Raw genomic sequence first — 22,865 nt, 5'->3', positions numbered from 1 at the left:
CCTATGGCCCTGCTGCCCATCATCACGGCGCCCGACCCGGTTCTGGAGACTGTTTCGACCCCCGTCGAAGCGGTGACGGACGAGGTGCGCCAGCAGCTCGATGACATGCTGGAGACCATGTATGCGGCGCCCGGTATCGGCCTGGCCGCCATCCAGGTCGGCATCCCCAAGCGCATGCTGGTGATCGACGTGGCGCGCGAGGGCGAGGACAAGCAGCCGCTCTACATCGTCAACCCGGAAATCACCTGGGTGTCCGATGACGACCAGCTCTACGAAGAGGGCTGCCTGTCGCTGCCGGAACAGTATGCCGAGGTCGAGCGCCCGGCCGAGATCAAGGTCAGCTATCTGGACCGCAACGGCGCGCAGCAGGAGTTGCAGGCCGACGGGCTGCTGGCCGTCTGCCTGCAGCATGAGATGGACCATCTCGACGGCATCCTGTTTGTCGACCATATCTCGGCGCTCAAGCGCAACATGATCCTGCGCAAGCTGCTGAAGCAGAAGCGCCTGACCGCCACCGCCTGATCTCAGGATGACATTACGCCTCGTCTTCATGGGCACGCCGGATTTCGCCGTGCCGGTGCTGGACGCGTTCCTGAAGGCCGGCGATGAAATCGCCGCCGTTTACAGCCAGCCGCCGCGCCCGGCCGGCCGCGGCCAGAAACTGACCCCCTCGCCGGTGCAGGCCTTCGCCGAACAGAACGGCCTGACCGTACGCCATCCGGTCAGCCTGAAATCGCCCGAAGCCCAGGCCGACTTCGCCGCGCTGCATGCCGATGCCGCCGTGGTGGTGGCCTATGGCCTGCTGCTGCCCAAAGCGGTGCTCGATGCGCCAAAACTTGGCTGCTTCAACCTGCATGCCTCTTTGCTGCCGCGCTGGCGCGGCGCCGCGCCCATTCAAAGGGCTATTCTTGCCGGCGACACCGAGACTGGCGTCTGCGCCATGCAGATGGATGTCGGCCTCGATACCGGGCCGGTACTACTGCGCGAAACCGTGGCGATCGCGCCGCGTATGACCATCACCGAGTTGCATGACGACCTCTGCCGCATCGGCGCGCCGCTGATGGTGCGCGCCCTGCATGATTTCGCCGATAGCAAGATCGCGCCGCAGCCTCAGCCGGCCGAAGGCGTGACCTATGCCGCCAAGCTCAGCAAAGATGAAGGCCGCATCGACTGGGCACGATCAGCGGCAGAGATCGACCGCATGGTCCGCGCGCTCAATCCCGGCCCCGGCACGACGTTTGCGCTGAACGGCGAACGCATCAAGCTGCTGGCCTGCGAACCGGTTGCCGGCAGCGGCGTGCCCGGCACCATGCTGGACGATACCGGCACGGTCGCCTGCGGAACCGGCGCGCTGACGCTGCTGAAACTGCAGCGCCCGAGCAAGTCGCCGGTGGCGATTGCCGATTTCCTGCGCGGCCTGCCGCTGCCCAAGGGCTCGCGGCTCGTCTGATGCCGCGCTTCCGCCTCACGCTGGAATACAATGGCACGGCCTTTGTCGGCTGGCAGCGCCAGAAGGATGGCCGCGGCGTGCAGCAGGCGGTGGAAGAGGCTCTGGAAGCCATGTGCAGCGCGCCGGTGGAAATTTTCGCCGCCGGCCGCACCGATGCCGGCGTGCATGCCACCGGCCAGGTGGTGCATTTCGATCTCGACCGCGACTTCACGCCGGACCGCATCCGCGATGGCCTGAACTTCTACCTGCGCGAACAGCGCATCGCCGTGCTGGACTCAAGCATCGTGGACGACAGCTTCGATGCGCGCTTCTCGGCCACGGCACGACACTACCTCTATCGTATTCTGAACAGACGCCCGCCGCCGGCCCTGGAGGCCGGTTTCGTGTGGCATGTGCCGGTGCCGCTGGATGCCGAAGCCATGCACGACGCCGCGCAGGTGCTGCTCGGTCATCACGATTTCACCAGCTTCCGCTCCACCGAATGCCAGGCCAAATCGCCCGAGCGCACGCTGGATCATCTGGCAGTAATGCGCATGGGCGAAGAGATCCACATCACCGTGCGCTCGCGCAGCTTCCTGCACAACCAGGTGCGTATCACCGCCGGCACTCTGAAGATGGTGGGCGAAGGCCGCTGGACGGCCGCGGATGTGAAGACCGCGCTGGAGAAGAAAGACCGCTCGGCCGCCGGGCCGACAGCGCCGCCCGACGGGCTGTGTCTGACGTGCGTCGATTACTGACGCAGGCCGGCTAGCGGCGGCATCGATTCCAGCGTTCTACACCGGGCATGCCATATCCCTGGCTGTTAAAGATCAGGATGTCGCGCGCGCGGTCGTAGTTGAAATTGCTGACGATGCCTTCTTCCCGCCAGCGCACAGCCGCCTGTCCCCGCGGCCCGTCATTGAGGACGTAGATCGCGTCCTCGGGAGGATTGCTGCCCCATTTGATCGTGTCGGCGCCGATCAGAATCCTCTGGTCCGGATCGCCGCACGAACCGCGCTTCGCCCATGACCCACGAATCTCCGATGGTATAGCGGCACTGCTTTCGGTTTGCGCCAGCGCACTCTGCCATGCCATCAGCAATGCGGCTGATCCGAGCAAGACACATGCGCTCAACCTAGACATCAGAGTTCCACCAACAGGAACCGGCTCGGTACAGTCTCAGGCGCGCCAGCCGATCGCCTTGGCCCAGGCTTCGAAATCGCCGGTGCGCTGGCTGGCATTGGCCGGTGGCACTTCGCCAGCATCAGAGGCTTCCTTGCGGCGCTGCGCGATGCCATCGGCCAGCGGCGTCAGGCTGGCCGAGGCGCGGCGTGCATTCACATTGGCCTCGTCCTCGATCGGCAGCGGGTTGAGCTCGCCATTGGCATCCCAGTCGAACTGGGTGCCATAGACCTGCTTCTTGCCTTCGAGCCAGCGGATGCGATCGGTGAGCAGCGCCAGCTGCCAGCGCGGCACATCACCTTTCGCCGCCGCCGCCTCGATCAGCTCGAAGCAGGCGCGCATGAACCGCGGCAGGCCGATGGCATGCTGGGCAATCATCCAAGCCGCGGTGGCGCCGTCTTCGCCGACCAGCGCGAGGCCAGGCCAGCCCTTGGCATCGACATAGCCGGCCAGCGCTTTGGCCTGCTTGTTGTGCATGGCGCGCATGTCGTCGTTATAGCCGAGGAACAGGCTGCCATCGGCCGCGAGCCGGGTCCGCAGGCTGCGGCTTTCCTCGACCATGTCGAGCAGCGTCTGGCGCAGAATCTGATCCATTACCATCCCCGGAGAATCACTTATACACAGCTTGGCCGTTGCCGCCGTGCAAGTCCAGCCGGATGCCGCCGGTCAGAACAGCAGATCGCCGAGTCGATATAGAACCAGGCTGACGGTGAGATCGAAAATCGCCGCCGCCAATGCCACCGGCAGTGTTGCCTGCAAGCCATGCCGCGCCGTCTGCACCACGATGTAAAACCACGCCAGCAGCAGCGCTGTGCTCCATCCGACCTGCACGCTGCCGGGGATCAGCTGCAGCGCGCCGCCGGCCAGGATCGGCAGGCTGGCGGCCGTCACGATGGCCTGGGCCCAGTTGTACAGGACAACGAAGACGGCATAGCGGCCGCTCAACCCAAACATGCGGCTTAACCCTGCAATCAACCCCAAATATATGCCCCAGGCGAGCAGGAACTGGACGAACTGCACCAGCGCGAACAGCGGCCAGCCGAGATCGGCTTCGCCGACAGGCCCTTCGGGTGGCAGCAGCAGCACGTAGACCACGCCGATGATCAGCGGCGCGCGGAAGCTGCGCCAGAAACCGGCCTCGGACAGATCGAAATGCAGCAGGGCCGCCGCATCGCCGCGCAGCAGCAGGCCGAGCCCGCGCAGCGCGTTGGCAACTTCGACTTTAAACGACGGCGGCATCGAAGAACCGCTGCAGCATGCTTTCATAGACCTTGCTCAGCGCGCGGATGTCATCCACGCCGGCGCGCTCGTCAACCTTGTGCATGGTCTGGCCGACGAGGCCGAATTCCACCACCGGGCAATAGGCCTGGATGAAGCGCGCATCCGACGTGCCACCCGTCGTACTTAATTCAGGAACCCGACCGGTGCCGGTCTTCACGGCTTCCGCCATCGCGGCGACAAAGGGCCCCGGCTTGGTGAGGAAGGGCATGGCGCCGTCTTCCAGCACCAGATCGAAGCGCGTGCCCTGCAGCGCGCGGTTGGCGCTCTGCGATCCGCAGACGGCTTCCACCGTGCGGGTGATCCAGTCCTTCAGGCCGGCCGCAGTCTGTTCGGTATTGTAGCGGATGTTGAGCACGGCTTTGGCCGAGGCCGGAATCACATTGTTGGCCGGATTGCCGACATCCACCGTGGTGATCTCCAGGTTCGACGCCTCGAAATGCGCGTTGCCGGTATCGAGCCGGCGCGACTTCAGCGCTGACAAGATATCCAGCAGCTTGGGCACCGGATTGTCGGCCAGATGCGGATAACCGACATGACCCTGGATGCCATGCACGGTGAGGCGCGCGGTCAGCGAGCCGCGCCGGCCGATCTTCATCATCTCGCCCAGCTTCAGCGGATTGGTCGGTTCGCCCACCACGCAGACGCTGAGCGTCTCGCCCTTTTCCTTCAGCCAGTCGAGCACCCGCGTGGTGCCGTTGATGGCCGGGCCTTCCTCGTCGCCGGTGATCAGCAGGCTGATGCGGCCGTTCAGGGCATTGCCGCGCGCGGCCAGGAAACGCCCGGTGGCGGCCACGAAAGCCGCAATCGCCGACTTCATGTCGGTGGCCCCGCGGCCATAAAGCTGGCCCTCGATGATCTCGGCGCCGAAGGGATCGACGGTCCAGGCCTTGGCATCGCCCACCGGCACCACGTCGGTATGGCCGGCAAAGCAGAAATTCGGGCCGGCACCCGCTGTGCCGATGGCGCCGGCACCCCAACGGGCATAGAGGTTTTCCACATCGGGGGTGTTGGCTGCCGAAAATTTAAGCCGCTCGCAGGTGAAGCCCAGACCGGTCAGCGCCTGTTCCAGCACCCCCAGCGCGCCCTGGTCGCTCGGGGTCACGCTCGGGCAGCGGATCAGCGCCTGCGACAGCTCTACGGGATCAGGAATAGCGGCAGAAACAGGGGCAGCAGACACGGGAATGACCTTGGGATAGGGGAAGTTCTGGGCGCTTTCGGCGAAAGCGCGATGTAACCCCTTGAAACGGCGCGGGTCAATGCGGTCGGCCTGGGCCTGTTCGCGGCGCTTTACGGGCGGATTTACCGCACCCCCCTTCGTTGACACAGGCCGGGGCAATGCATATCTAATGCCGGGTTTCGTCGCCCGGTTCTCGTTTGGCGACGCATATTTAGCGGCATTTTCAGGGGTACGGCATGTTCGGCGCGATCGCCAAGAAGCTGTTCGGTTCGGCCAACGACCGCGCCGTCAAGGGATATTCCAAAGCGGTTCAGGCCATCAACGACCTGGAGCCGGAAATTGCCGCGCTCACCGATGCCGGCCTGCAGGCCAAGACGGTCGAGTTCAAGCAGCGTCTGGCCGGCCGCGACGGCAAGCCCGGCGAAGACCTGGACGACCTGCTGCCCGAAGCCTTTGCCGTGGTGCGCGAGGCGGCCAAGCGCGTGCTGGGCCAGCGCCATTACGATGTGCAGCTGATCGGCGGCATGGTGCTGCATGATGGCCGCATCGCCGAGATGAAGACCGGCGAAGGCAAGACGCTGGTTGCCACGCTCGCCGTCTATCTCAATGCCCTGGCCGGCAAGGGCGTGCATGTCGTCACCGTGAACGACTATCTCGCCAGCCGCGATGCCGCCTGGATGGGTCGCGTCTATGGCTTCCTCGGCCTGACCACCGGCGTGATCGTGCATGGCCTGGACGACGAGGAGCGCCGCGCGGCCTATGCCTGCGACGTCACCTACGGCACCAACAACGAATACGGCTTCGACTATCTGCGCGACAACATGAAGTTCCAGCGCGAGCAGATGGTGCAGCGCCCCTTCAGCTTCGCCATCGTCGATGAAGTCGACAGCATCCTGATCGACGAGGCGCGCACGCCGCTGATCATTTCCGGTCCGTCGGAAGACACCACCGACCTCTATGTGAAGGTCAATGCGCTGATCCCGCAGCTGGTGCCCGAGGATTACGAAAAGGACGAGAAGCAGCGTTCGGTGAACTTTACCGAAAGCGGCACCGAGCATATCGAGCAGATCCTGCGCGCCGCCGACCTGCTGAAGTCGGAATCGCTCTACGACATCGAAAACATCGCCGCCGTGCACCACGCCAACCAGGCGCTGCGCGCCCATGTGCTGTTCACCCGCGACGTGGATTACATCGTCAAGGATGACAAGGTGGTCATCATCGACGAATTCACCGGCCGCATGATGGAAGGCCGCCGCTATTCCGACGGCCTGCACCAGGCGCTGGAAGCCAAGGAAGGCGTCAGCGTCCAGACCGAGAACCAGACTCTGGCCTCGATCACCTTCCAGAATTACTTCCGCATGTATCCCAAGCTGTCCGGCATGACCGGTACGGCCTCGACGGAAGCCGCCGAATTCGCCGATATCTACCGCCTGGAAGTGATCGAGATTCCGACCAATGTCGGCGTCGCCCGCATCGATGCCGATGACGAGGTCTATCGCTCGGCGCGCGAGAAATACGAAGCCATCGTCAAGCTGATCGCCGAATGCCGCGAGAAGGGCCAGCCGCTGCTGGTCGGCACCGTGTCGATCGAGAAGTCGGAACTGCTGTCGGATTACCTGAAGCAGCGCAAGATCGAACACAACGTGCTGAACGCGCGCCATCACGACCAGGAAGCCTATATCGTCGCCCAGGCCGGTCGCCTGAACGCCGTTACCATTGCCACCAACATGGCCGGCCGCGGCACCGATATTCAGCTCGGCGGCAATGCCGAGATGCGTATCCTGCGCGAGACCGCCGGCATGGACGGCGAGTTGAAAGAGAAGATGGAGGCGCAGATCCGCGCCGAAGTCGCCGCCGAAAAAGACCGGGTGCGCGAAGCCGGCGGCCTCTATGTGATCGGCACCGAACGCCATGAAAGCCGGCGCATCGACAACCAGCTGCGCGGCCGTTCCGGCCGCCAGGGCGATCCGGGCGCGTCGAAATTCTTCCTCTCGTTGGAAGACGACCTGCTGCGCATCTTCGGCTCCGAGCGCATGGAAGGCATGCTGCAGCGCCTCGGCCTGCAGGAAGGCGAAGCCATCATCCATCCCTGGATCAACAAGGCGCTGGAAAAGGCGCAGCAGAAGGTGGAAGCGCGGAATTACGAAATCCGCAAGAACCTGCTGAAATACGACGACGTGATGAACGACCAGCGCAAGGTGATCTACGAGCAGCGCATCGAGATCATGGGTGCCGAGCATGTGGCCGATACCGTGGCCGACATGCGCGACGAGATCGTCGACGAACTGGTCACCCGCCACATCCCTGAGAAGGCCTATGCCGAACAGTGGGATTCGGCCGGCCTGCAGGCGGAAGTGATGCGCATCTTCGCGCTCGATCTGCCGATCGTCGACTGGGCCAAGGAAGAAGGCATCGCCGAGCAGCAGATCCGCGAGCGGCTGGCCGATGCGGTCGAACGCCGCATGGCAGAGAAGGCCGCCAATTTCGGCCCCGATGTGATGCGCATGGTCGAACGCAGCCTGCTGCTGCAGGTGCTGGACCAGACCTGGAAGGAACATCTGCATCACCTGGACTATCTGCGTCAGGCCATCGGCCTGCGCGCCTATGCGCAGAAAGACCCGCTGAACGAATACAAGCGCGAGGCCTTCACGCTGTTCGAACAGATGCTGGTGCGCGTGCGCGAGCAGGTGACCGCCATCCTCGCCCGCGTCGAAGTGCGCAACGACGAACCGCCGCCGGAATTCGCCCGGCCGTCGCAGCCCATGCATGAAAGCCGCGGCGAGCCGCTGGAAGGCGGCGCGGATGCCGAAGGTCTGCCGTCGCGTCCGGTGGCGCAGGCGCGCAGCGCCGCCGTCGATCCGAATGACGAAAGCACCTGGAAAGCAACGCCGCGCAACGCGCCCTGCCCGTGTGGCTCCGGCAAGAAGTTCAAATACTGCCACGGCAAGTGACGGTCCCTGCGGGGCCGTCATCCCGGGCTTGCCCGGGATCCCATTTTCTTCGTTTCACAAACAAATGGGATCCCCGCTTTCGCCGGGATGACGATCTGTATTGATCCTCCCGTCTGTGCCATTCTCGCCACATGACCCAGCTCACTCTGGCCCAGGCCGAACGCTTCGCCGCGCTGCCCCTGCGCAATCTCGACCGCGAATTCCCCAACAACCTGACGCATTTCAACAACGATGCCGGCGATGTGCTGCCGCCGCACAAACTGCACCCGATCTTCTGGGGCAGTTACGACTGGCATAGCTGCGTGCATGGCTGGTGGCTGCTGACGCGCTGCCTGCGCCGGTATCCCGCTTTAAGCGGCGCCGCCAAAGCCGAAGCGCTGTTCGCGCAGTTCTTCACGGCGGCAGCCGGCGCCGGTGAAGCCGCCTATCTCGACGCGTCCGGCCGCGGCACCTGGCAGCGGCCTTATGGCTGGGGCTGGCTGCTGGCGCTCTCGGCCGAACTCTCGCAATGGGATCACCCGCAGGCGCAGACCTGGCGCGCGGCGCTCAAGCCGCTGGAACAGCGCATCGTGCAGCGCTTCCCCGCCTATATGGAGAAGCTGACCTATCCGATCCGCGTCGGCACGCATTTCAACACCGCCTTCGGCCTGCTGCTGGCACTGCACTATGCCCGCGTGACACAGGAGCCGACGCTGGAGCCGGCGATTGCCGCCTATGCCGAACGCGTCTTCCGCAAGGACACGGATTATCCGGCGCGCTTTGAACCCAATGGCGACGACTTTCTGTCGGGCGCGCTGACCGAGGCGCTGCTGATGGCCGCGCTGCTGCCCGATACCGACTTCGCCGCGTGGTGGAACCGCTTCCTGCCCGATGCCACCACCATCTTCACGCCGGCCATCGTGGCCGACCGCGCGGATGCCAAGGGCGTGCATCTGGACGGACTCAACCTCAGCCGCGCCTGGTGCCTGCGCGGCATCGCTGCAAAACTGCCCGGCGACCAGTCCGGCCTGCTGCAATCGGCGACGCTGCATGAAGCCGCCAGCCTGCCCTTCCTGGAGAGCGGTGAATACGGGGGTGAGCACTGGCTCGCCACCTTTGCCGCACTCGGCATTGAAGGCCTGGCGACGGACTGAAACCGGCAGACAACATCGGCGCTCCCGCAGTATGCTGACGCCATGCGCCGCTTCATTCTTCTGTCGATCCTGATCCTGCTTGCGCAGCCGGCGCACGCCGGCAGCAGCGACATGACCAGGATCGGCGATTACACCGAGCTGACCCGCGCCATCGCCACCGACAATATCGACTTGGTTCTGAAGCATCCCGCCGTCGAGGCGAAGCTGCGCGAACTGACCGGGCCATATTATCCGCGCATTGCCAATCTGGCGCTGCCGGTACCGATCGGTTATGCGCCGCCGTTCAATCTGGTTGTGGTCGGCTACTCCGCCGGCGCCGACTATACGAAGGCGGAGACGACCGAAACCGTGATGATCGTCGTCGACTGGACCAGCGCCCTGGTTCATGCGGCGCTGCGCACACCGCAGGAGACGCTGGTCTTCGGTATCGGCTGGCGGCTGGCCGAATACCCCCAGCCGCTGCGGCACTTCATTTACCGGGACGAGATCCTGAAGCTGACCATACCGGATGCCGGGAACGGCCCGGCGCAGACCTGGATCAGCATCTACGATTACGGCGATGACCGGCAGCAGCTCTGGCCGCTGTCCAGCTGGCAGAAGCCCGACAAGCCCTAGCGCTCCGGGCCGCGGCGATAGGGGATTTTTTCAAACAGCCGCAGCCTCGTTTCCACGCTTTTGAACACCTGTTCGGCCGACTGCGGATCGGCGATGCCGGATTGCAGCGCCGCCACCGCCGCCCGGCCCTCATCGTCGACCCGGGTAAAATCGCTCTTCCAGCCATGGCGGCGCTGGTAATCGAGATAGGCTTTCAGCATGCCGGCGCCCTGGCGATGCGCCGCCGCCGCCATGCCGGCTTCGGTGAGCCTGAACCGCGCCTTGATGCCATCGACCTCCTGGCCGAGATGCTTCAGCACATCGAGACGGCGCATATAGGTTTCGTTGCGCGCCATCAGATCGGCAAAGGCCTGTTCCTGCGCCTCGGCGTTGCGCTTGAAATCCGCCAGGCTGCGCACGCCGTGTTTGCCGGTCCAGTTGCCGGCCGCGTCCATCAGGCCGACATCGCGCAGCGCCGGCTGGCGCAGCTGATACCGGCCATAGGCGCCGTCATTCTCGGCGTCGTAGCCGTGATGTCCGCTGGTGCTGCTTTCCTGCTCATGCAGGGCGGCGCGGAATGCCTCATGCACCGGCGAGGCGGACCCGGGATTGCGCCCGGCGGGCGCGACATCGCCGGTCACCGTCAGGCCCGGCAGCGGCGCGGCCTGCGCCACCCGCACCGGCGCGGCAGCCGGTAACGACGCCCGGTAGCCGCTTTCCAGCGCATCGATGGTCTCGCCGCCGGGGCCGGCCCAGCCGTCCGGGGTGACCCCGGCGCCAGTCTGGAAGCGCAGCATGGCGTCATCGTCGCGCGGACCCCAGTAGCCGGTCGGCCCGCCGGTGGCCGCAGCATCCAGCAGACCCTCGCGATGCAGCAGGGCCTGCAGCTTGAACACATCGCCGCGCCGGTTGCTGCGGCCACGGCCCACGGTGTCGGTCAGGCGGAACAGCGTGTCGCCGAACAGCTGGCGCAGCGGCGCGCCGGCCATCCAGCGGCCGCGCACCGCCTCCCAGGCCGGATCGCCGGCCCCGATGCGACCGAGGGGATCGGGCTCCGGCGCGGGCCCGGGATCGGCCCCGAACAGGCGGTCGATCTCCAGCGCGGCATCGTCACGGCCGGAACGGCTCGGCAGCAGGGTCATGGCATAGCTCCATATGGATCAAACAAAGAACATAATATAGGATATTATTCTGATTTCATCAAATTAAATTCTCTTAATGTTCTTATGATCCTCCCCCTTGCACTGACCGGCCGGCCTATGGCTGGCTGGGACGATACAGAGACGGAATACAGGGAGGAAATCCGCACGATGCCCGTCAGTCTCGAACTCTGGCTCGCCTTTGCCGCCGCCGCCGCGATCATGATCATGATCCCCGGCCCCACCACGCTGATGGTGCTGGGCCATACGGTCTCCAGCGGCTGGCGCATCGGCCTGACCAGTCTGGTCGGCGTCGTGCTCGCCGATATCTGCGCCATCACGCTCTCGGTGCTGGGCTTCAGTGCGCTGCTGGCGGCGTCGGCCGAGGCCTTCACGGTGATGAAATGGATCGGCGCGGCCTATCTGGTCTGGATCGGCATCCAGCTCTGGCGCGCGCCACCGATGAATCTGGATCCCGTAACCGAGCGGCGCAGCGGCGCCTGGAAGGCGGTGCGCCAGACGTTCCTGGTCACGCTGCTCAATCCGAAAGGCATCCTGTTCTTCGCCGCCTTCCTGCCGCAGTTCATCGACGCCGCATTGCCGCTCTGGCCGCAGGTGATCGCGCTGATGGCCACCTTCTGCACGCTGGCCACCCTGATCCAGGGTTTCTACATCACGCTCATGGGCAAGGCCCGCAGCCGCATCGCCAGTCCGCGCGCCCTGACGATCATGAACCGCACCGGCGGCGCCATGCTGATCGGCGCCGGCCTGCTCACCGCGTCGCTGAAAAAGGCCTGACATGCTGCGGCTGGCGCCTGCGGCGGAAAAGTTCAGCATCGAGATCGCCGATGCGGCGCTGGCCGATCTGCAGATGCGGCTCAGCCATACGCGCTTTCCCGCCGAGCCGATGAATGCTGCCTGGCAATACGGCAGCCACGGCGCCTATATGCGGCGCTTCATCGAGCGCTGGCGCGACGGTTTCGACTGGCGGCTCTGGGAGGCCAAGCTCAACGCCCATCTGCAGTATCGCGTGAAGCTGAAACGCCCCGATACGGGGACGCTGCAGACCATCCATTTCCTGATCGAACCGGGATCGGGCGATACGCCACGGCCGCTGCTGCTCACCCATGGCTGGCCGGGATCGGTGTTTGAGTTCATCGACGTGATCGAACGCCTGGCGCATCCCGAACGCTTCGGCGGCAAGACCGCAGACGCCTTCACCGTGATCTGCCCGACCCTGCCCGGCTACGGCTTTTCCATGCCGATCGAGAAACCGATCGGGCCGCGGGCGATCGCGCGACTGTGGTGCGACCTGATGGTGGAGGTGCTGGGCTTCGACCGCTTCCTGGTGCAGGCCGGCGACTGGGGCTCCATCGTCTCCAGCTGGATGGGCATCGACTATCCGCATCATGCCGCAGCCCTGCATCTCAACATGGTGCCGCTGCGCCCGCCGCTGAGCAAAGAGTCGACGCCGCTCAGCACGGCCGAGCGCGAATGGATTGCGCGCGCCAAGAAGCTGCATGGCAGCGAGGCCGGCTATCTGGCGATCCAGAGCACCAAGCCCTCCACGCTGGGCTATGCCATGAGCGACAGTCCGGCCGGCCTCGCCGCCTGGATCGTCGAGAAATTCCACGGCTTCCCGCGCGGCCCGGCCGAGCAGGACCCGCCCTTCGCCATGGATCACCTGATCGCCAACATTGCGCTCTACTGGCTCACCGACACGGCGGCGACCGCGACCTGGATCTACTGGGCGGCACGGCAGAACGGCGACCTGGCCATGCAGCCCGGCGATTTCGTCTCCAGCCCCACCGGCTTCCTGCTGCCGCCCTGGGACCTGGTGCCGCCGTCGCCGAAAGGCTGGCTGGAACGCGGCTACCATGTGACGCACCGCACCGATCTGGAACGCGGCGGGCATTTCGTGGCGATGGAGCAGCCCGACGCCTTCGTCGCCGACGTGCAGATGTTTTTCCGCAACATGCAGGTATGAAGCAGCATCATGAGCAAGAGCGAACGCTGGTTTGAGGATTACAGCGCCGGCGAGATCATCAAGGCCGATGGCGTGACGATTTCGGAAGCCGAAATCCTGGCCTTTGCCTTCACCTACGATCCGCAGCCGTTTCATCTCGATAAGCTGGCTGCCGAGCAGTCGCCCTATAAAGGCCTGATCGCCAGCGGCTGGCAGACCGGGCTGCTGGGCTTCCGCATGCTGCTTAACGCCGGCCTGCTGGGCAAGGGCAGCATGGGCTCGCCAGGCCTGGACGAGCTGCGCTGGTTCCTGCCGGTGCGGCCAGGCGACACGCTCTATGGCCGCGCCAGCATCCTGGAGACGCGCGAAAGCCAGTCGAAGCCCGACCGCGGCATCGTGAAGATGAAATACTGGATCGAGAACCAGAAGGGTGAGACGGTGATGAGCTTCTTCGGCACCCAGCTGGTGCTGAAACGGCCCCAGTAGCTCTGTCGTCATGCCCGGGCTTGCCTTGGGCATGCCATTCAATGGGACCCGCGGATCAAGTCCGCGGGTGACCGTGTTTGTGATATTGACTCTCCTTATACGCCGCCCTTTCTCAGGCCGGCACGCTTTCCCAGGGGACCCGCCATCATGACCACCGTCACGCTCTATTACGGCTCCGGCTCGGCCTATGCCTGGCGCATCTGGCTGGCGCTGGAACACAAGGGCGTGCCCTATGAGCTGAAGGTTCTGTCCTTCAGCGAGGGCGGTCACAAGACGCCGGACTATACCGCGCTCAATCCGCGCCAGCGCGTGCCCACCCTGATCGATGGCGATTTCGTCCTGCGCGAGTCGGCCGCGATCATGGAATATGTCGAGGACCGCTGGCCGCAGCCACGCCTGCTCGCCGCCGATACGCGGGCGCGCGCCGAACAGCGCCGCATGATCCGCGAGGCCGACAACTATGTCGGCACCAAGATCGAGCATCTGTTCGATGCGGTCTTCGCCCCGCCTGAGAAAGCCGATGCCGCAGCACTGGCCGCAGCGGTGACCGACGTGAAAGACGAACTGCTGCGCTGGGAACCGCAGCTCAAGGCGGATTTCCTGAGCGGCGCCATCGTCTCGGCCGCCGATTACACGCTCTATCCGCATCTGGCGATCATCGCGCGCTTCCGCCTGCGCAAGCCCGACGCCATTCCGGCCGATCTGTTCCCGCCGAAGATGGCGGCCTGGATGGCGCACATGCAGGCTCTGCCGATCGTCCAGAAGACCTGGCCCCCACACTGGAAGTAAGGCGCACTGGAAGAGCTAAGCCCCTGTCGTCATTCCCGCGAAAGCGGGAATCCAGAACAGCGGATCGACTGGGCTCCCGCTTCCGCGGGAGCGACGCAGGAAAGACTTCCAATTTTCAGGCAGGCTGGCCCGTCATGTCCGACGCCGCCGCAGCGGCAGAAAACACAATGGCCGAATCCTCGCCATCTGCACAAAATTCACGCAATAATATTTCGTGACGGAAAAGCAGGCGCACCCTAGGCTCGTGCATACAATCACAAGCCGACGGAGCCTCCCATGCCTGCTTCCTCCCGCATCCTGCGCCCCAGCCGCCGCAGCCTCCTGACCGGCGGCGCCGCACTCGCGGCCACGGCGGCCTTCGTGCCGAAACGCATCTATGCGCAGACCGCAAAGGTGCCGGTGAAGTTCTCGCTCAACCTGCCGCGCAACGGCACCAACTCGCCCTTCATCTACGCCTTCGAGAAAGGCTACTTCGCCGCCGAAGGCATCGAGATCACCGCGATGGACCCGGCGGCCGGCGCCGATGCGCTGCAGCGCGTATCGTCCAACACCTATGATGTCAGCTTCGCCGATCTCACCTCGCTGTCGGAATTCTATGCGAGCTTCCCCGAGCAGGTGCCGCTCGCGGTGTTCAACATCTACAAGATCACCCCGGCCGCCATCGTCAGCTGGAAGACCGCGAAGATCACCAAGCCGGCCGACCTGATCGGCAAGACCGTGGGCGGGCCGCTGACCGACAACGCCTACAAGCTGTTCCCGGTCTTCTTCAAGGTGAACGGCCTCGATCCGGCCGGCGTGAAGTTCAACAATGTCGATCTGCGCCTGCGCGAAAGCCAGCTGATGCGGCGCGAAGTGGATGCCGTCACCGGCTTCGATTCCACCGTCTGGATCAACCTGAAATCGCTGGGCATGAAGCGCGAGGACGTGTCGATCATGCTCTATGCCGATTACGGCCTCGATTTCTACGGCAACTCGGTCGTCGTCTCGCGCAAATTCCTGAAAGAGAACGAGGCCGCCATTCCCGGCATCTGCCGCGCGGTCTGCCGCGGCTGGCAGGATGCGATGAAGGACCCAAAGGCGGTCACCGATTCGCTGCTGAAGGCCGATGCGCTGCTCAAACACGACATCGAGCAGGAGCGCCTGCAATGGGTGCTCGACAACCAGGTGAAGACGGTGGAAGGCAAGGCCTTGGGCATCGGCGCCATCGACAAGGCCAAGCTGCAGCGTGGCATCAACACCATCGCCCAGGCCTATAACCTGCAGAAGGTGGCCCCGGTGGAGGCGATCTGGACCGACAAGTACCTGCCCTCAGCCGAGATGCGCAAGATCGCGTAACCCGCCCGAGCCATCCAGTCCCTTCCGTCATGCCACACTTGCGTGGCATGACGATTTTGATAATCCCCCAACCGTCACCCTCGGGCTTGTCCCGAGGGTCCATCCCAACCATCGGCGCGTCGGGTCGCGCAGATAGGCCCTCGGAATAAATCCGAGGGCGACGGTTTTATTTTAACGTTCCAGTCCCCACGCATTGCACCAGTACAACTCCGCGCGTGACGGCAGCCGTTCACTGACGCATCCTCCCCGCATGACGCATCTCCTCTTCCTGCCCGGCGCTGGCGGCGCGGCCGAGTTCTGGCATTCGCTCGGACGCCTGCTGCCGGAGACCTATGCCAAGACCTATCTGAACTGGCCCGGCCTCGGCCATGAAAAGCATCGCCCGGGCTATGACAGCCTCGATGCTCTCACCGCCTATGCCGCCGCGCAGCTGGCCGATGACGACAATGTCATTCTCGCCCAGTCGATGGGCGGCATCTTCGCGCTGCGGCTGGCGCTGCTCTATCCGCAGAAGATCCGCAAGTTGGTCTTCACGGCGGCCAGCGGCGGCATCGACGTGATGCGCTTCGGCGCCGCCGACTGGCGACCCGCCTATCGCGCCGAATATCCGCAGGCCGCCGACTGGATCACCCAGGCGCGCGCCGACCACTCAGCCGAGATTCCCGGCGTGCAGCAGCCGGCGCTGCTGCTCTGGGGCGATGCCGACACCATCAGCCCGGTCAGCGTCGGCCGCCATCTGGCCTCGCTGCTGCCGAAGACCCAGTTCCATGTCATCGCCGGCGGCACGCACAGTTTTGCGCAGGACCGCGCGCCCGAGATCGCGCCGCTGGTGCAGCGCTTCATAGCATCGCCATAAATCGTCGCTCCCGCGAAAGCGGGAGCCCAGTCTACCCAGCAGTCTGGATTCCCGCTTTCGCGGGAATGACGAATCACTTGAATCAAATGCCGACAGCACCATCTCAATGACGCTGCTGTTGGACATCGTGAAAAATCAGCGGGACAGACTTGGACTCAATCGGTCCTCAACGGGACAGAATGGGCTCTGCATGGGACCGAATTGGCCTCGCATGGGACCCAATCGGCCCGCAACGGGATCGCATCGGCCTGCAATCGGCCGCAGCCGGACCGGCATGGTCCAGCCGCATCAAGGACTTGACCGAAACTTAAAGGCCAGTCGCGCCCATATCGAGGAATTTGCGCCGGCGTGCCTCGCGCAAACTGCCCGGCTCCTGGCCGACCAGGCTGCGCAGGTTGGCATCCAGCGCATCGCCGAGCGAGGCAATCGCCCGGGCCGGATCGCGATGGGCGCCGCCCAGCGGCTCCTTCACAATCTCGTCCACGACTTTGAGCTTCAGCAGATCATCGGCGGTGACACGCAAAGCTTCGGCCGCATCGGGCGCCCTGGCATTGTCGTTCCACAGGATGGCGGCGCAGCCTTCGGGCGAGATCACCGAATAGATCGCGTGTTCGAACATCAGCACGCGGTTGGCGGCGGCCAGCGCCACGGCGCCGCCCGAACCGCCCTCGCCGACGATGGCGGCCACGAGCGGGACTCGGATATCCAGACAGCAGTCGATGGCGCGGGCAATCGCCTCGGCCTGGCCGCGCTCCTCGGCCTGCACGCCCGGATAGGCGCCGGCGGTATCGACCAAGGTGACGACCGGCAGGCGGAAACGGTCGGCCATGCGCATCAGGCGGATCGCCTTGCGATAGCCTTCCGGCTTGGCCATGCCGAAATTGTGCTTCACCCGGCCCTCGGTGCCGCGGCCCTTTTCATGACCCATGACCATGACGGCGCGGCCGCGCAAACGACCAAGACCACCCGTGATGGCGCCATCCTCGGCAAAGGCGCGGTCACCGCAGAGCGGCACGTAATCCTCGACCAGGCCGGCGATGTAATCGGCGAAATGCGGGCGGTCCTGGTGGCGGGCGACCTGGGTCTTCTGCCAGGCGCCGAGCTTGGCGTAGGTGCTCTGCAGCTGCTGGGCGGCCTTGGCCTCCAGCTTCTCCAGGTCTTCCGCGATATCGGTGTTGCCGCTGTCGACCAGCTTCCTCAGATCGGCGATTTTCGCCTCGAGTTCAGCGATCGGCTTCTCGAATTCCAGATAAGAGCGCATGGGGGCATCGTTTAGCATGGATCGCGGCGGCGGACAAACCTCCTAAACCCTTGTATCTCCCTAAGTTTTCCACATCTTCCGGGGGTGGCCGCATCATGCTATAGCCCGTCCGCCCTTCCCTCCTGCCCTTCCCGAGGCCCCGTCGATGTCCGCCGATCTGATCAAAGTGCGCCGTGCCCTGCTGTCCGTGTCCGACAAGACCGGGCTGATCGACTTCGGCAAGGCGCTCAGCGGCTTCGGGATCGAGCTCCTGTCCACCGGCGGCACCTACAAGGCCCTGAAAGACGCCGGCGTCGCGGTGAAGGAAGTGGCCGAGCATACCGGCTTCCCCGAGATGATGGACGGGCGCGTGAAGACGCTGCATCCCACCATCCATGGCGGCATCCTGGCCTTGCGCGACGAACCTGATCACAAGGCGGCGATGGACAAGCACGGCATCCCGCCGATCGATCTGGTGGTGGTGAATCTCTATCCCTTCGCCGCCACGGTGGCCAAGGGCGCCGACTTCCCGACCTGTATCGAGAATATCGATATCGGCGGCCCGGCGATGATCCGCTCGGCGGCCAAGAACCACGGCTTCGTCAATGTGGTGGTGGATGTCGCCGACTATGACGCGGTGATCGCGGCCCTGAAGGCCAACAACGGCGCCACCGATCTGAAGCTGCGCCGCACCCTGGCCGCCAAGGCCTATGCCCATACCGGCGCCTATGACAGCATGATCGCCACCTGGTTCGCGCGCCAGAATGGCGAGGATTTTCCGCCCACCCTGCTGCTCTCGGCCGAGCGCAAGCAATCCTTGCGCTATGGCGAAAACCCGCATCAGCGCGCGGCTTTCTATGTCACCGGCGACAAGCGCCCGGGCGTGGCGAGCGCGCAGCAGCTGCAGGGCAAGGAGCTCAGCTACAACAACCTGAACGACACCGACGCCGCCTTCGAGCTGGTGTCGGAATTCAGCGACAAGCCGACGATCGCCATCATCAAGCATGCCAATCCCTGCGGCGTCGCCAGCGCCGACACGCTGGGCGAAGCCTGGGATGCCGCTTTCCGCTGCGATCCGGTGTCGCCGTTTGGCGGCATCGTCGCCATGAACCGCACACTCGACAGGGCGACCGCCGAGAAGATCGGCGCCATCTTCACCGAGGTGATCGTCGCGCCCGCCGTGGATGACGACGCCAAAGCCTTCCTGAATGCCAAGAAAAACCTGCGCCTGCTGGTCACCGGCGCCATGGCCGATCCGCTGGCCAGCGGCTGGTTCGTCAAATCCGTCGCCGGCGGCTTCCTGGTGCAGACCCGCGATGCGGGCCGCATCGAGGAACAGGATCTCAAGATCGTCACCAAGCGCAGCCCCACCCCGCAGGAGCTGGCCGATCTGCTGTTCGCCTTCCGCGTCGGCAAGCATGTGAAGTCGAACACCATCGTCTATGCCAAGAATGGCGCCACGGTGGGCATCGGCGCCGGCCAGATGAGCCGCGTGGACGCCGCCCGCATCGCCTATCGCAAGGCCCAGGACTCGGCCGCCACCGCCGGCCTGGCCGAGCCGCTGACCGTGGGTTCGGTGGCGGCTTCGGATGCCTTCTTCCCGTTTGCCGACGGCCTGGAGGCCCTGGTGGAAGCCGGCGCCACCGCCGTGATCCAGCCTGGCGGCTCGATCCGCGACCAGGAGGTGGTGGATGCCGCCAACAAGGCCGGCCTGGCCATGGTCTTCACCGGCATGCGCCACTTCCGGCACTGACGGGGTTTACGTCGATGTACAAGCTCTTCTGGTCCCCAGGTTCCGCTGCGATGGCCCCTCAGGCGGTGCTGGAGGAGATCGGCGCGCCCTACCAGGCCATCCGGCTCGACCTTGCCGCCAAGGAGCATGAGCGGCCGCCCTACACGGCACTCAACCCAAACGGCCGGATTCCAACCCTGGTGGATGGCGATTTCGTCATCTTCGAGACGGCGGCGATCTGCCAGTATCTGAGCGACAAACACCCTGAGGCCAATCTGGCGCCGCCGATGAATTCCACGGCGCGCGGCCGGTATTACCAGTGGCTGACCTACATGACCAACACGGTGCAGACCGGCTGCATCGACTGGTTCCACCCCGACTGGACCTTCGCCGAACCGGCGCAGCAGGCGGCGCTGAAGGCCGAGGCCGAACGCAAGCTCTATCGCAGCTTCGAGGTGATGAACGACAGTATCGGCCCGTTGAATCGCCATATGATCGGCGACCAGTTCACCATCTGCGACATCTATCTGGCCATGCTGGCGCGCTGGAGCCGCTATTTCGCGCGGCCGATGTGGCACTGGCCCAACCTGAAGCGGGTGGTGGACACCGCCTATCCGCGCCCGGCCTTCCAGCGCATGATGCAGAAGCAGGGCATCGCCTGGGCGGAGACCTGGCCCGCATAACCGGGCCGCGAATTCGCCGCATCGGTAACCAACGCACCGGATATGCCCTCGGTTCCAGCCGAGCGGACCTGCACAACCCCTCTTGTCGCCGGCAACCCAGCGCGTCAATATGAATGACGGATTGGGGCGTTATCTCTTCTACTCGGAGATTCCGCATGCTTTTGGACAGTGTACTCAAGGCAGTCATTAAAACCGGTTCGCTGACGGTGATCGATCACCACAATCGCAGCCGGCACTATGGCGACCCGGTGGGACCGGACACCGTCGTGATCCGCCTGACCAGGGCGGGCACCGGGACGCGCATGGCGCTGGACCCGAATCTGGCGGTCGGCGAAGCCTATATGAACGGCGATCTCGTCGTCGACAAAGGCACGATCTACGATTTCCTCGCCGTGGTGGTGCGCAATCTCGGCACCCATGGGCAGCTGCCGTTCTCCGGACTGATGCGCGCCTTCGACCGCGTCACCAAGCTGTGGCAGCAGTTCAACCCGCAAAGCAAGGCCGCCAAGAACGTCCAGCACCACTACGATCTGGATGGCCGGCTCTACGACCTGTTCCTCGATACCGACAAGCAGTATTCCTGCGCCTATTTCCCGTCGCCGGATGCCACGCTGGAACAGGCGCAGCTCGCCAAGAAACGCCATATCGCCGCCAAGCTGCGGATCGAGCCGGGCATGAAGGTGCTGGAGATCGGTTCGGGCTGGGGCGGGCTTGGCCTCTACCTGGCCGAGACCTGCGGCGCTGAGGTCACCGGGATCACGCTCAGCACCGAGCAGCACACGATCTCCACCAGCCGCGCGGCCGAACATGGCCTGAGCGACCGGGTGAAGTTCCATATCCAGGATTACCGCACGCTGGCCGGCCAGTTCGACCGCATCGTCTCTGTGGGCATGTTCGAGCATGTCGGCGTGCCGCATTACCAGGAATACTTCAACGGCGTCGCCCGCCTGCTGAAGGATGACGGCGTGGCGCTGATCCATTCGATCGGCCGCATGGACGGGCCGGGCACCACACCGGGCTTCATCCGCAAATACATCTTCCCCGGCGGCTATATCCCGGCGCTGTCGGAGGTGACACCGGTGATCGAGCGCAGCGGCCTGTGGGTCACCGACATGGAAATCCTGCGCCTGCATTATGCCGAGACGCTGAAGCACTGGCGCGCCCGCTTCATGGCCCAGTGGGACAAGGCAAAGGCGCTGTATGACGAGCGCTTCTGCCGCATGTGGGAATTCTATCTGGCCGCCTCGGAAGTCACCTTCCGGCACTGGGGCAACATGGTGTTCCAGGTGCAGCTGACCAAGCAGGTCGACATTCTGCCTATCACGCGCGACTACATGCAGGAAACCGAGCAGGTGCTGGCCGGCCGCGAGAAACCGCAGCGGCCATTCGCCAAGACAGCATAAGGCGCCAAGACGGCATAACGACAAAAGCCCCGGTTAAAGCCGGGGCTTTTTCTTATGTCACGACCGCGCCGGCTCCTTTACCTTCCACAGCACGATGAAGCCGGTCACCAGGAAGACCAGCACGATCGCGGCACCCACCCGCTGGGTGGCGAAGATCGGCGTGGTGATGGCGATCAGCAGCGGTGCCAGGAACGTGGTAGCCCGCCCCGACAGCGAGAAGAGGCCGTAGAATTCGCCCACCATGTCGGGCGGCGACAGCCGCGCCACCAGCGTGCGGCTGGCCGCCTGGACCGAGCCGAAGCCGGCACCCAGAAGAATGGCGCAGAGGAAAAATACCTGCTCGCCGGCTGAGCTGAACAGGCCGGCGCCGGCAGCGCGCGGCACAACATCGACAAAGAACAGCACCTTGCCGGTCGTGATCGACAGGATGCCAAAGGCGCCGAGGCCGATCGACACCAGCGCGATCTGCACGGCGCGCTTGGAGCCGATGCGATCCTCCAGCGCACCGCTGATCATCACGGACGGAATCGCCACCAGATTGATCAGGATGCCAAAAATGCCGAGCTCGGTGGTGCCCCAGTCGAACACGCCGGCCGCATAGATGCCGCCAAAAGTGATGATCGTGACCACGCCATCGTAATAGATCATGTAGGCAATTAGAAACCGCAGCAGGTTGCCGTATTGCCGCATGTGGCGAATGGTGCCGATCACGCGGCCGATGCCGACCCTGATCACCTGCGTGAACGGCAGGCCCGAACCGGGACGATCCGGCGTGAACAGAAACATCGGCAGCACGAAGATCGCCACCCAGATCGCGGTGGCCGGCCCGATGATGCGCTCGGCCTCGAAGGCGTCGCGGCGCAGACCGAGCAGGGCCTCACCCGGCGGCGGCGTGATTCCGATGAGTTCGGGCTGCGACACGATCAGCGTGCCGAACAGCGCCAGCAGGCCGCCGGCATAGCCCAGGCCCCAGCCGATGCCGCTCAGGCGTCCGATATGCTGCGGCGTCTCCAGCGACGGCAGCAGCGCATTGTTGAACATGATCGAATATTCGGCGGCGATGCTGGCCAGAATGAAGCCGAGCAGCACCAGCGGCAGGAGCTGCATCTGCCCGGGCTGCGCCAGCCACAGCAGCGCGCAACCAAAGGCCAGCAGAATCTGAAACAGGAACAGCCAGGGTTTGCGGCGGCCGCCGGCATCGGCCAGGGCACCGAGGAAGGGCGCGCCGATGGCGATGATCGCCGCGGAGAAGGCCAGCGTGTAACCCCACAGCGCCTGGCCCTCGACCGAATTGCCGATCACCTTGCTGGTGAAATAGGGCGCGAAAATGAAGGTGGTGATGACGGTGAAATAAGGCTGGTTGGCCCAGTCGAACATCGCCCAGGACAGGCGCGCCCGCCATGAGGCAGGGGCGCGAACCGGTGGCATCGCCATTGTTTCAGCCGTCATGGGTTTCAGCCGTCACGGCATTCCTGTTCCGCCGCCCTTT

Annotated in this window: 22 protein-coding genes; 15 read left to right on the top strand and 7 right to left on the bottom strand. The window is 64.7% G+C overall.

Translation table 11 applies throughout. The annotated features are described in order from the left end of the window. Positions 1 to 3 precede the first annotated feature (3 nt). From def to truA, 3 genes are read left to right on the top strand one after another with little or no spacing between them, the layout of a single operon-like run. Entirely contained in the window at positions 4 to 522 is a 519-nt protein-coding gene (gene def, locus AC1ROB_RS04725) for a peptide deformylase (RefSeq protein ID WP_492973462.1), read from the top strand. 7 nt (positions 523 to 529) lie between these two features. Next, a complete protein-coding gene (fmt, locus tag AC1ROB_RS04720; protein ID WP_492973463.1) occupies positions 530 to 1,450 on the top strand; it encodes a methionyl-tRNA formyltransferase in 921 nt (306 codons plus the stop codon). After that, on the top strand, positions 1,450 to 2,187 hold the full coding sequence (gene truA, locus AC1ROB_RS04715; RefSeq protein ID WP_492973464.1) for a tRNA pseudouridine(38-40) synthase TruA: 738 nt from the start codon (positions 1,450 to 1,452) through the stop codon (positions 2,185 to 2,187). The genes fmt and truA overlap by 1 nt, the downstream gene beginning before the upstream one ends. A 10-nt stretch (positions 2,188 to 2,197) precedes the next feature. On the opposite strand, the gene AC1ROB_RS04710 is transcribed toward truA, so the two are convergent. The 4 genes from AC1ROB_RS04710 to dapE all read right to left on the bottom strand — a co-directional run bounded on the left by AC1ROB_RS04710 (position 2,198) and on the right by dapE (position 5,042). Next, positions 2,198 to 2,524 (bottom strand): hypothetical protein, encoded by a 327-nt coding sequence (locus tag AC1ROB_RS04710; protein ID WP_493031396.1) that lies wholly within the window; start codon positions 2,522 to 2,524, stop codon positions 2,198 to 2,200. A gap of 84 nt (positions 2,525 to 2,608) precedes the next feature. Beyond that, positions 2,609 to 3,205, bottom strand: a complete 597-nt coding sequence (locus tag AC1ROB_RS04705; protein WP_492973466.1) for a DUF6624 domain-containing protein — start codon at positions 3,203 to 3,205, stop codon at positions 2,609 to 2,611. Between the two features lie 72 nt (positions 3,206 to 3,277). Further along, on the bottom strand, positions 3,278 to 3,850 hold the full coding sequence (locus tag AC1ROB_RS04700) for a hypothetical protein (RefSeq protein WP_492973467.1): 573 nt from the start codon (positions 3,848 to 3,850) through the stop codon (positions 3,278 to 3,280). Then, entirely contained in the window at positions 3,834 to 5,042 is a 1,209-nt protein-coding gene (gene dapE, locus AC1ROB_RS04695) for a succinyl-diaminopimelate desuccinylase (RefSeq protein WP_492973652.1), read from the bottom strand. The genes AC1ROB_RS04700 and dapE overlap by 17 nt, the downstream gene beginning before the upstream one ends. A gap of 263 nt (positions 5,043 to 5,305) precedes the next feature. On the opposite strand from dapE, the gene secA reads away from it, so the two are divergent. From secA to AC1ROB_RS04680, 3 genes are all read left to right on the top strand, one after another. After that, positions 5,306 to 8,020, top strand: a complete 2,715-nt coding sequence (secA, locus tag AC1ROB_RS04690) for a preprotein translocase subunit SecA (protein WP_492973468.1) — start codon at positions 5,306 to 5,308, stop codon at positions 8,018 to 8,020. 131 nt (positions 8,021 to 8,151) lie between these two features. Further along, on the top strand, positions 8,152 to 9,153 hold the full coding sequence (locus AC1ROB_RS04685; RefSeq protein WP_492973469.1) for a DUF2891 domain-containing protein: 1,002 nt from the start codon (positions 8,152 to 8,154) through the stop codon (positions 9,151 to 9,153). Between the two features lie 42 nt (positions 9,154 to 9,195). Then, positions 9,196 to 9,768 carry a hypothetical protein gene (locus AC1ROB_RS04680; RefSeq protein ID WP_492973470.1) on the top strand — a complete coding sequence of 191 codons (573 nt, stop codon included), beginning with the start codon at positions 9,196 to 9,198 and terminating at the stop codon, positions 9,766 to 9,768. On the opposite strand, the gene AC1ROB_RS04675 is transcribed toward AC1ROB_RS04680, so the two are convergent. Beyond that, a complete protein-coding gene (locus AC1ROB_RS04675; RefSeq protein WP_492973471.1) occupies positions 9,765 to 10,889 on the bottom strand; it encodes a peptidoglycan-binding domain-containing protein in 1,125 nt (374 codons plus the stop codon). The two genes, AC1ROB_RS04680 and AC1ROB_RS04675, sit on opposite strands and share 4 nt — an antisense overlap. A gap of 168 nt (positions 10,890 to 11,057) precedes the next feature. Between AC1ROB_RS04675 and AC1ROB_RS04670 the strand changes: the two genes are divergently transcribed. From AC1ROB_RS04670 to AC1ROB_RS04645, 6 genes are all read left to right on the top strand, one after another. Next, entirely contained in the window at positions 11,058 to 11,684 is a 627-nt protein-coding gene (locus tag AC1ROB_RS04670; RefSeq protein WP_492973472.1) for a LysE family translocator, read from the top strand. A gap of 1 nt (position 11,685) precedes the next feature. Further along, positions 11,686 to 12,873 carry an epoxide hydrolase family protein gene (locus tag AC1ROB_RS04665; RefSeq protein ID WP_492973473.1) on the top strand — a complete coding sequence of 396 codons (1,188 nt, stop codon included), beginning with the start codon at positions 11,686 to 11,688 and terminating at the stop codon, positions 12,871 to 12,873. Positions 12,874 to 12,882: 9 nt separating this feature from the next. Then, positions 12,883 to 13,338, top strand: a complete 456-nt coding sequence (locus AC1ROB_RS04660) for a MaoC family dehydratase (protein WP_492973474.1) — start codon at positions 12,883 to 12,885, stop codon at positions 13,336 to 13,338. 147 nt (positions 13,339 to 13,485) lie between these two features. Next, on the top strand, positions 13,486 to 14,127 hold the full coding sequence (locus tag AC1ROB_RS04655; RefSeq protein WP_492973475.1) for a glutathione S-transferase family protein: 642 nt from the start codon (positions 13,486 to 13,488) through the stop codon (positions 14,125 to 14,127). A 276-nt stretch (positions 14,128 to 14,403) separates the two neighbouring features. Beyond that, complete coding sequence (locus AC1ROB_RS04650; RefSeq protein WP_492973476.1) at positions 14,404 to 15,462, top strand: ABC transporter substrate-binding protein; 1,059 nt, start codon at positions 14,404 to 14,406, stop codon at positions 15,460 to 15,462. Between the two features lie 250 nt (positions 15,463 to 15,712). Further along, positions 15,713 to 16,318, top strand: coding sequence for an alpha/beta fold hydrolase (locus tag AC1ROB_RS04645; protein WP_492973477.1), 606 nt, complete (start codon positions 15,713 to 15,715; stop codon positions 16,316 to 16,318). A gap of 307 nt (positions 16,319 to 16,625) precedes the next feature. On the opposite strand, the gene AC1ROB_RS04640 is transcribed toward AC1ROB_RS04645, so the two are convergent. Further along, entirely contained in the window at positions 16,626 to 17,579 is a 954-nt protein-coding gene (locus tag AC1ROB_RS04640) for an acetyl-CoA carboxylase carboxyltransferase subunit alpha (protein WP_492973478.1), read from the bottom strand. A gap of 145 nt (positions 17,580 to 17,724) precedes the next feature. On the opposite strand from AC1ROB_RS04640, the gene purH reads away from it, so the two are divergent. From purH to AC1ROB_RS04625, 3 genes are all read left to right on the top strand, one after another. Next, positions 17,725 to 19,311: a bifunctional phosphoribosylaminoimidazolecarboxamide formyltransferase/IMP cyclohydrolase gene (gene purH, locus AC1ROB_RS04635; protein WP_492973479.1), complete on the top strand. Its 1,587-nt coding sequence runs from the start codon at positions 17,725 to 17,727 to the stop codon at positions 19,309 to 19,311. A 14-nt stretch (positions 19,312 to 19,325) separates the two neighbouring features. Then, positions 19,326 to 19,973 (top strand): glutathione S-transferase family protein, encoded by a 648-nt coding sequence (locus AC1ROB_RS04630; RefSeq protein ID WP_492973480.1) that lies wholly within the window; start codon positions 19,326 to 19,328, stop codon positions 19,971 to 19,973. A gap of 155 nt (positions 19,974 to 20,128) precedes the next feature. Further along, entirely contained in the window at positions 20,129 to 21,376 is a 1,248-nt protein-coding gene (locus AC1ROB_RS04625) for a cyclopropane fatty acid synthase (protein WP_492973481.1), read from the top strand. Between the two features lie 57 nt (positions 21,377 to 21,433). Here the strand turns inward: AC1ROB_RS04625 and AC1ROB_RS04620 are convergent, their stop codons facing one another. Then, positions 21,434 to 22,825 carry an MFS transporter gene (locus tag AC1ROB_RS04620; RefSeq protein WP_492973482.1) on the bottom strand — a complete coding sequence of 464 codons (1,392 nt, stop codon included), beginning with the start codon at positions 22,823 to 22,825 and terminating at the stop codon, positions 21,434 to 21,436. Positions 22,826 to 22,865: the final 40 nt, after the last annotated feature.

The sequence above is a fragment of the Ferrovibrio sp. GW821-FHT12F09 genome (genome assembly GCF_058806775.1).
This window is presented reverse-complemented; position numbering and strand designations above follow the sequence as displayed.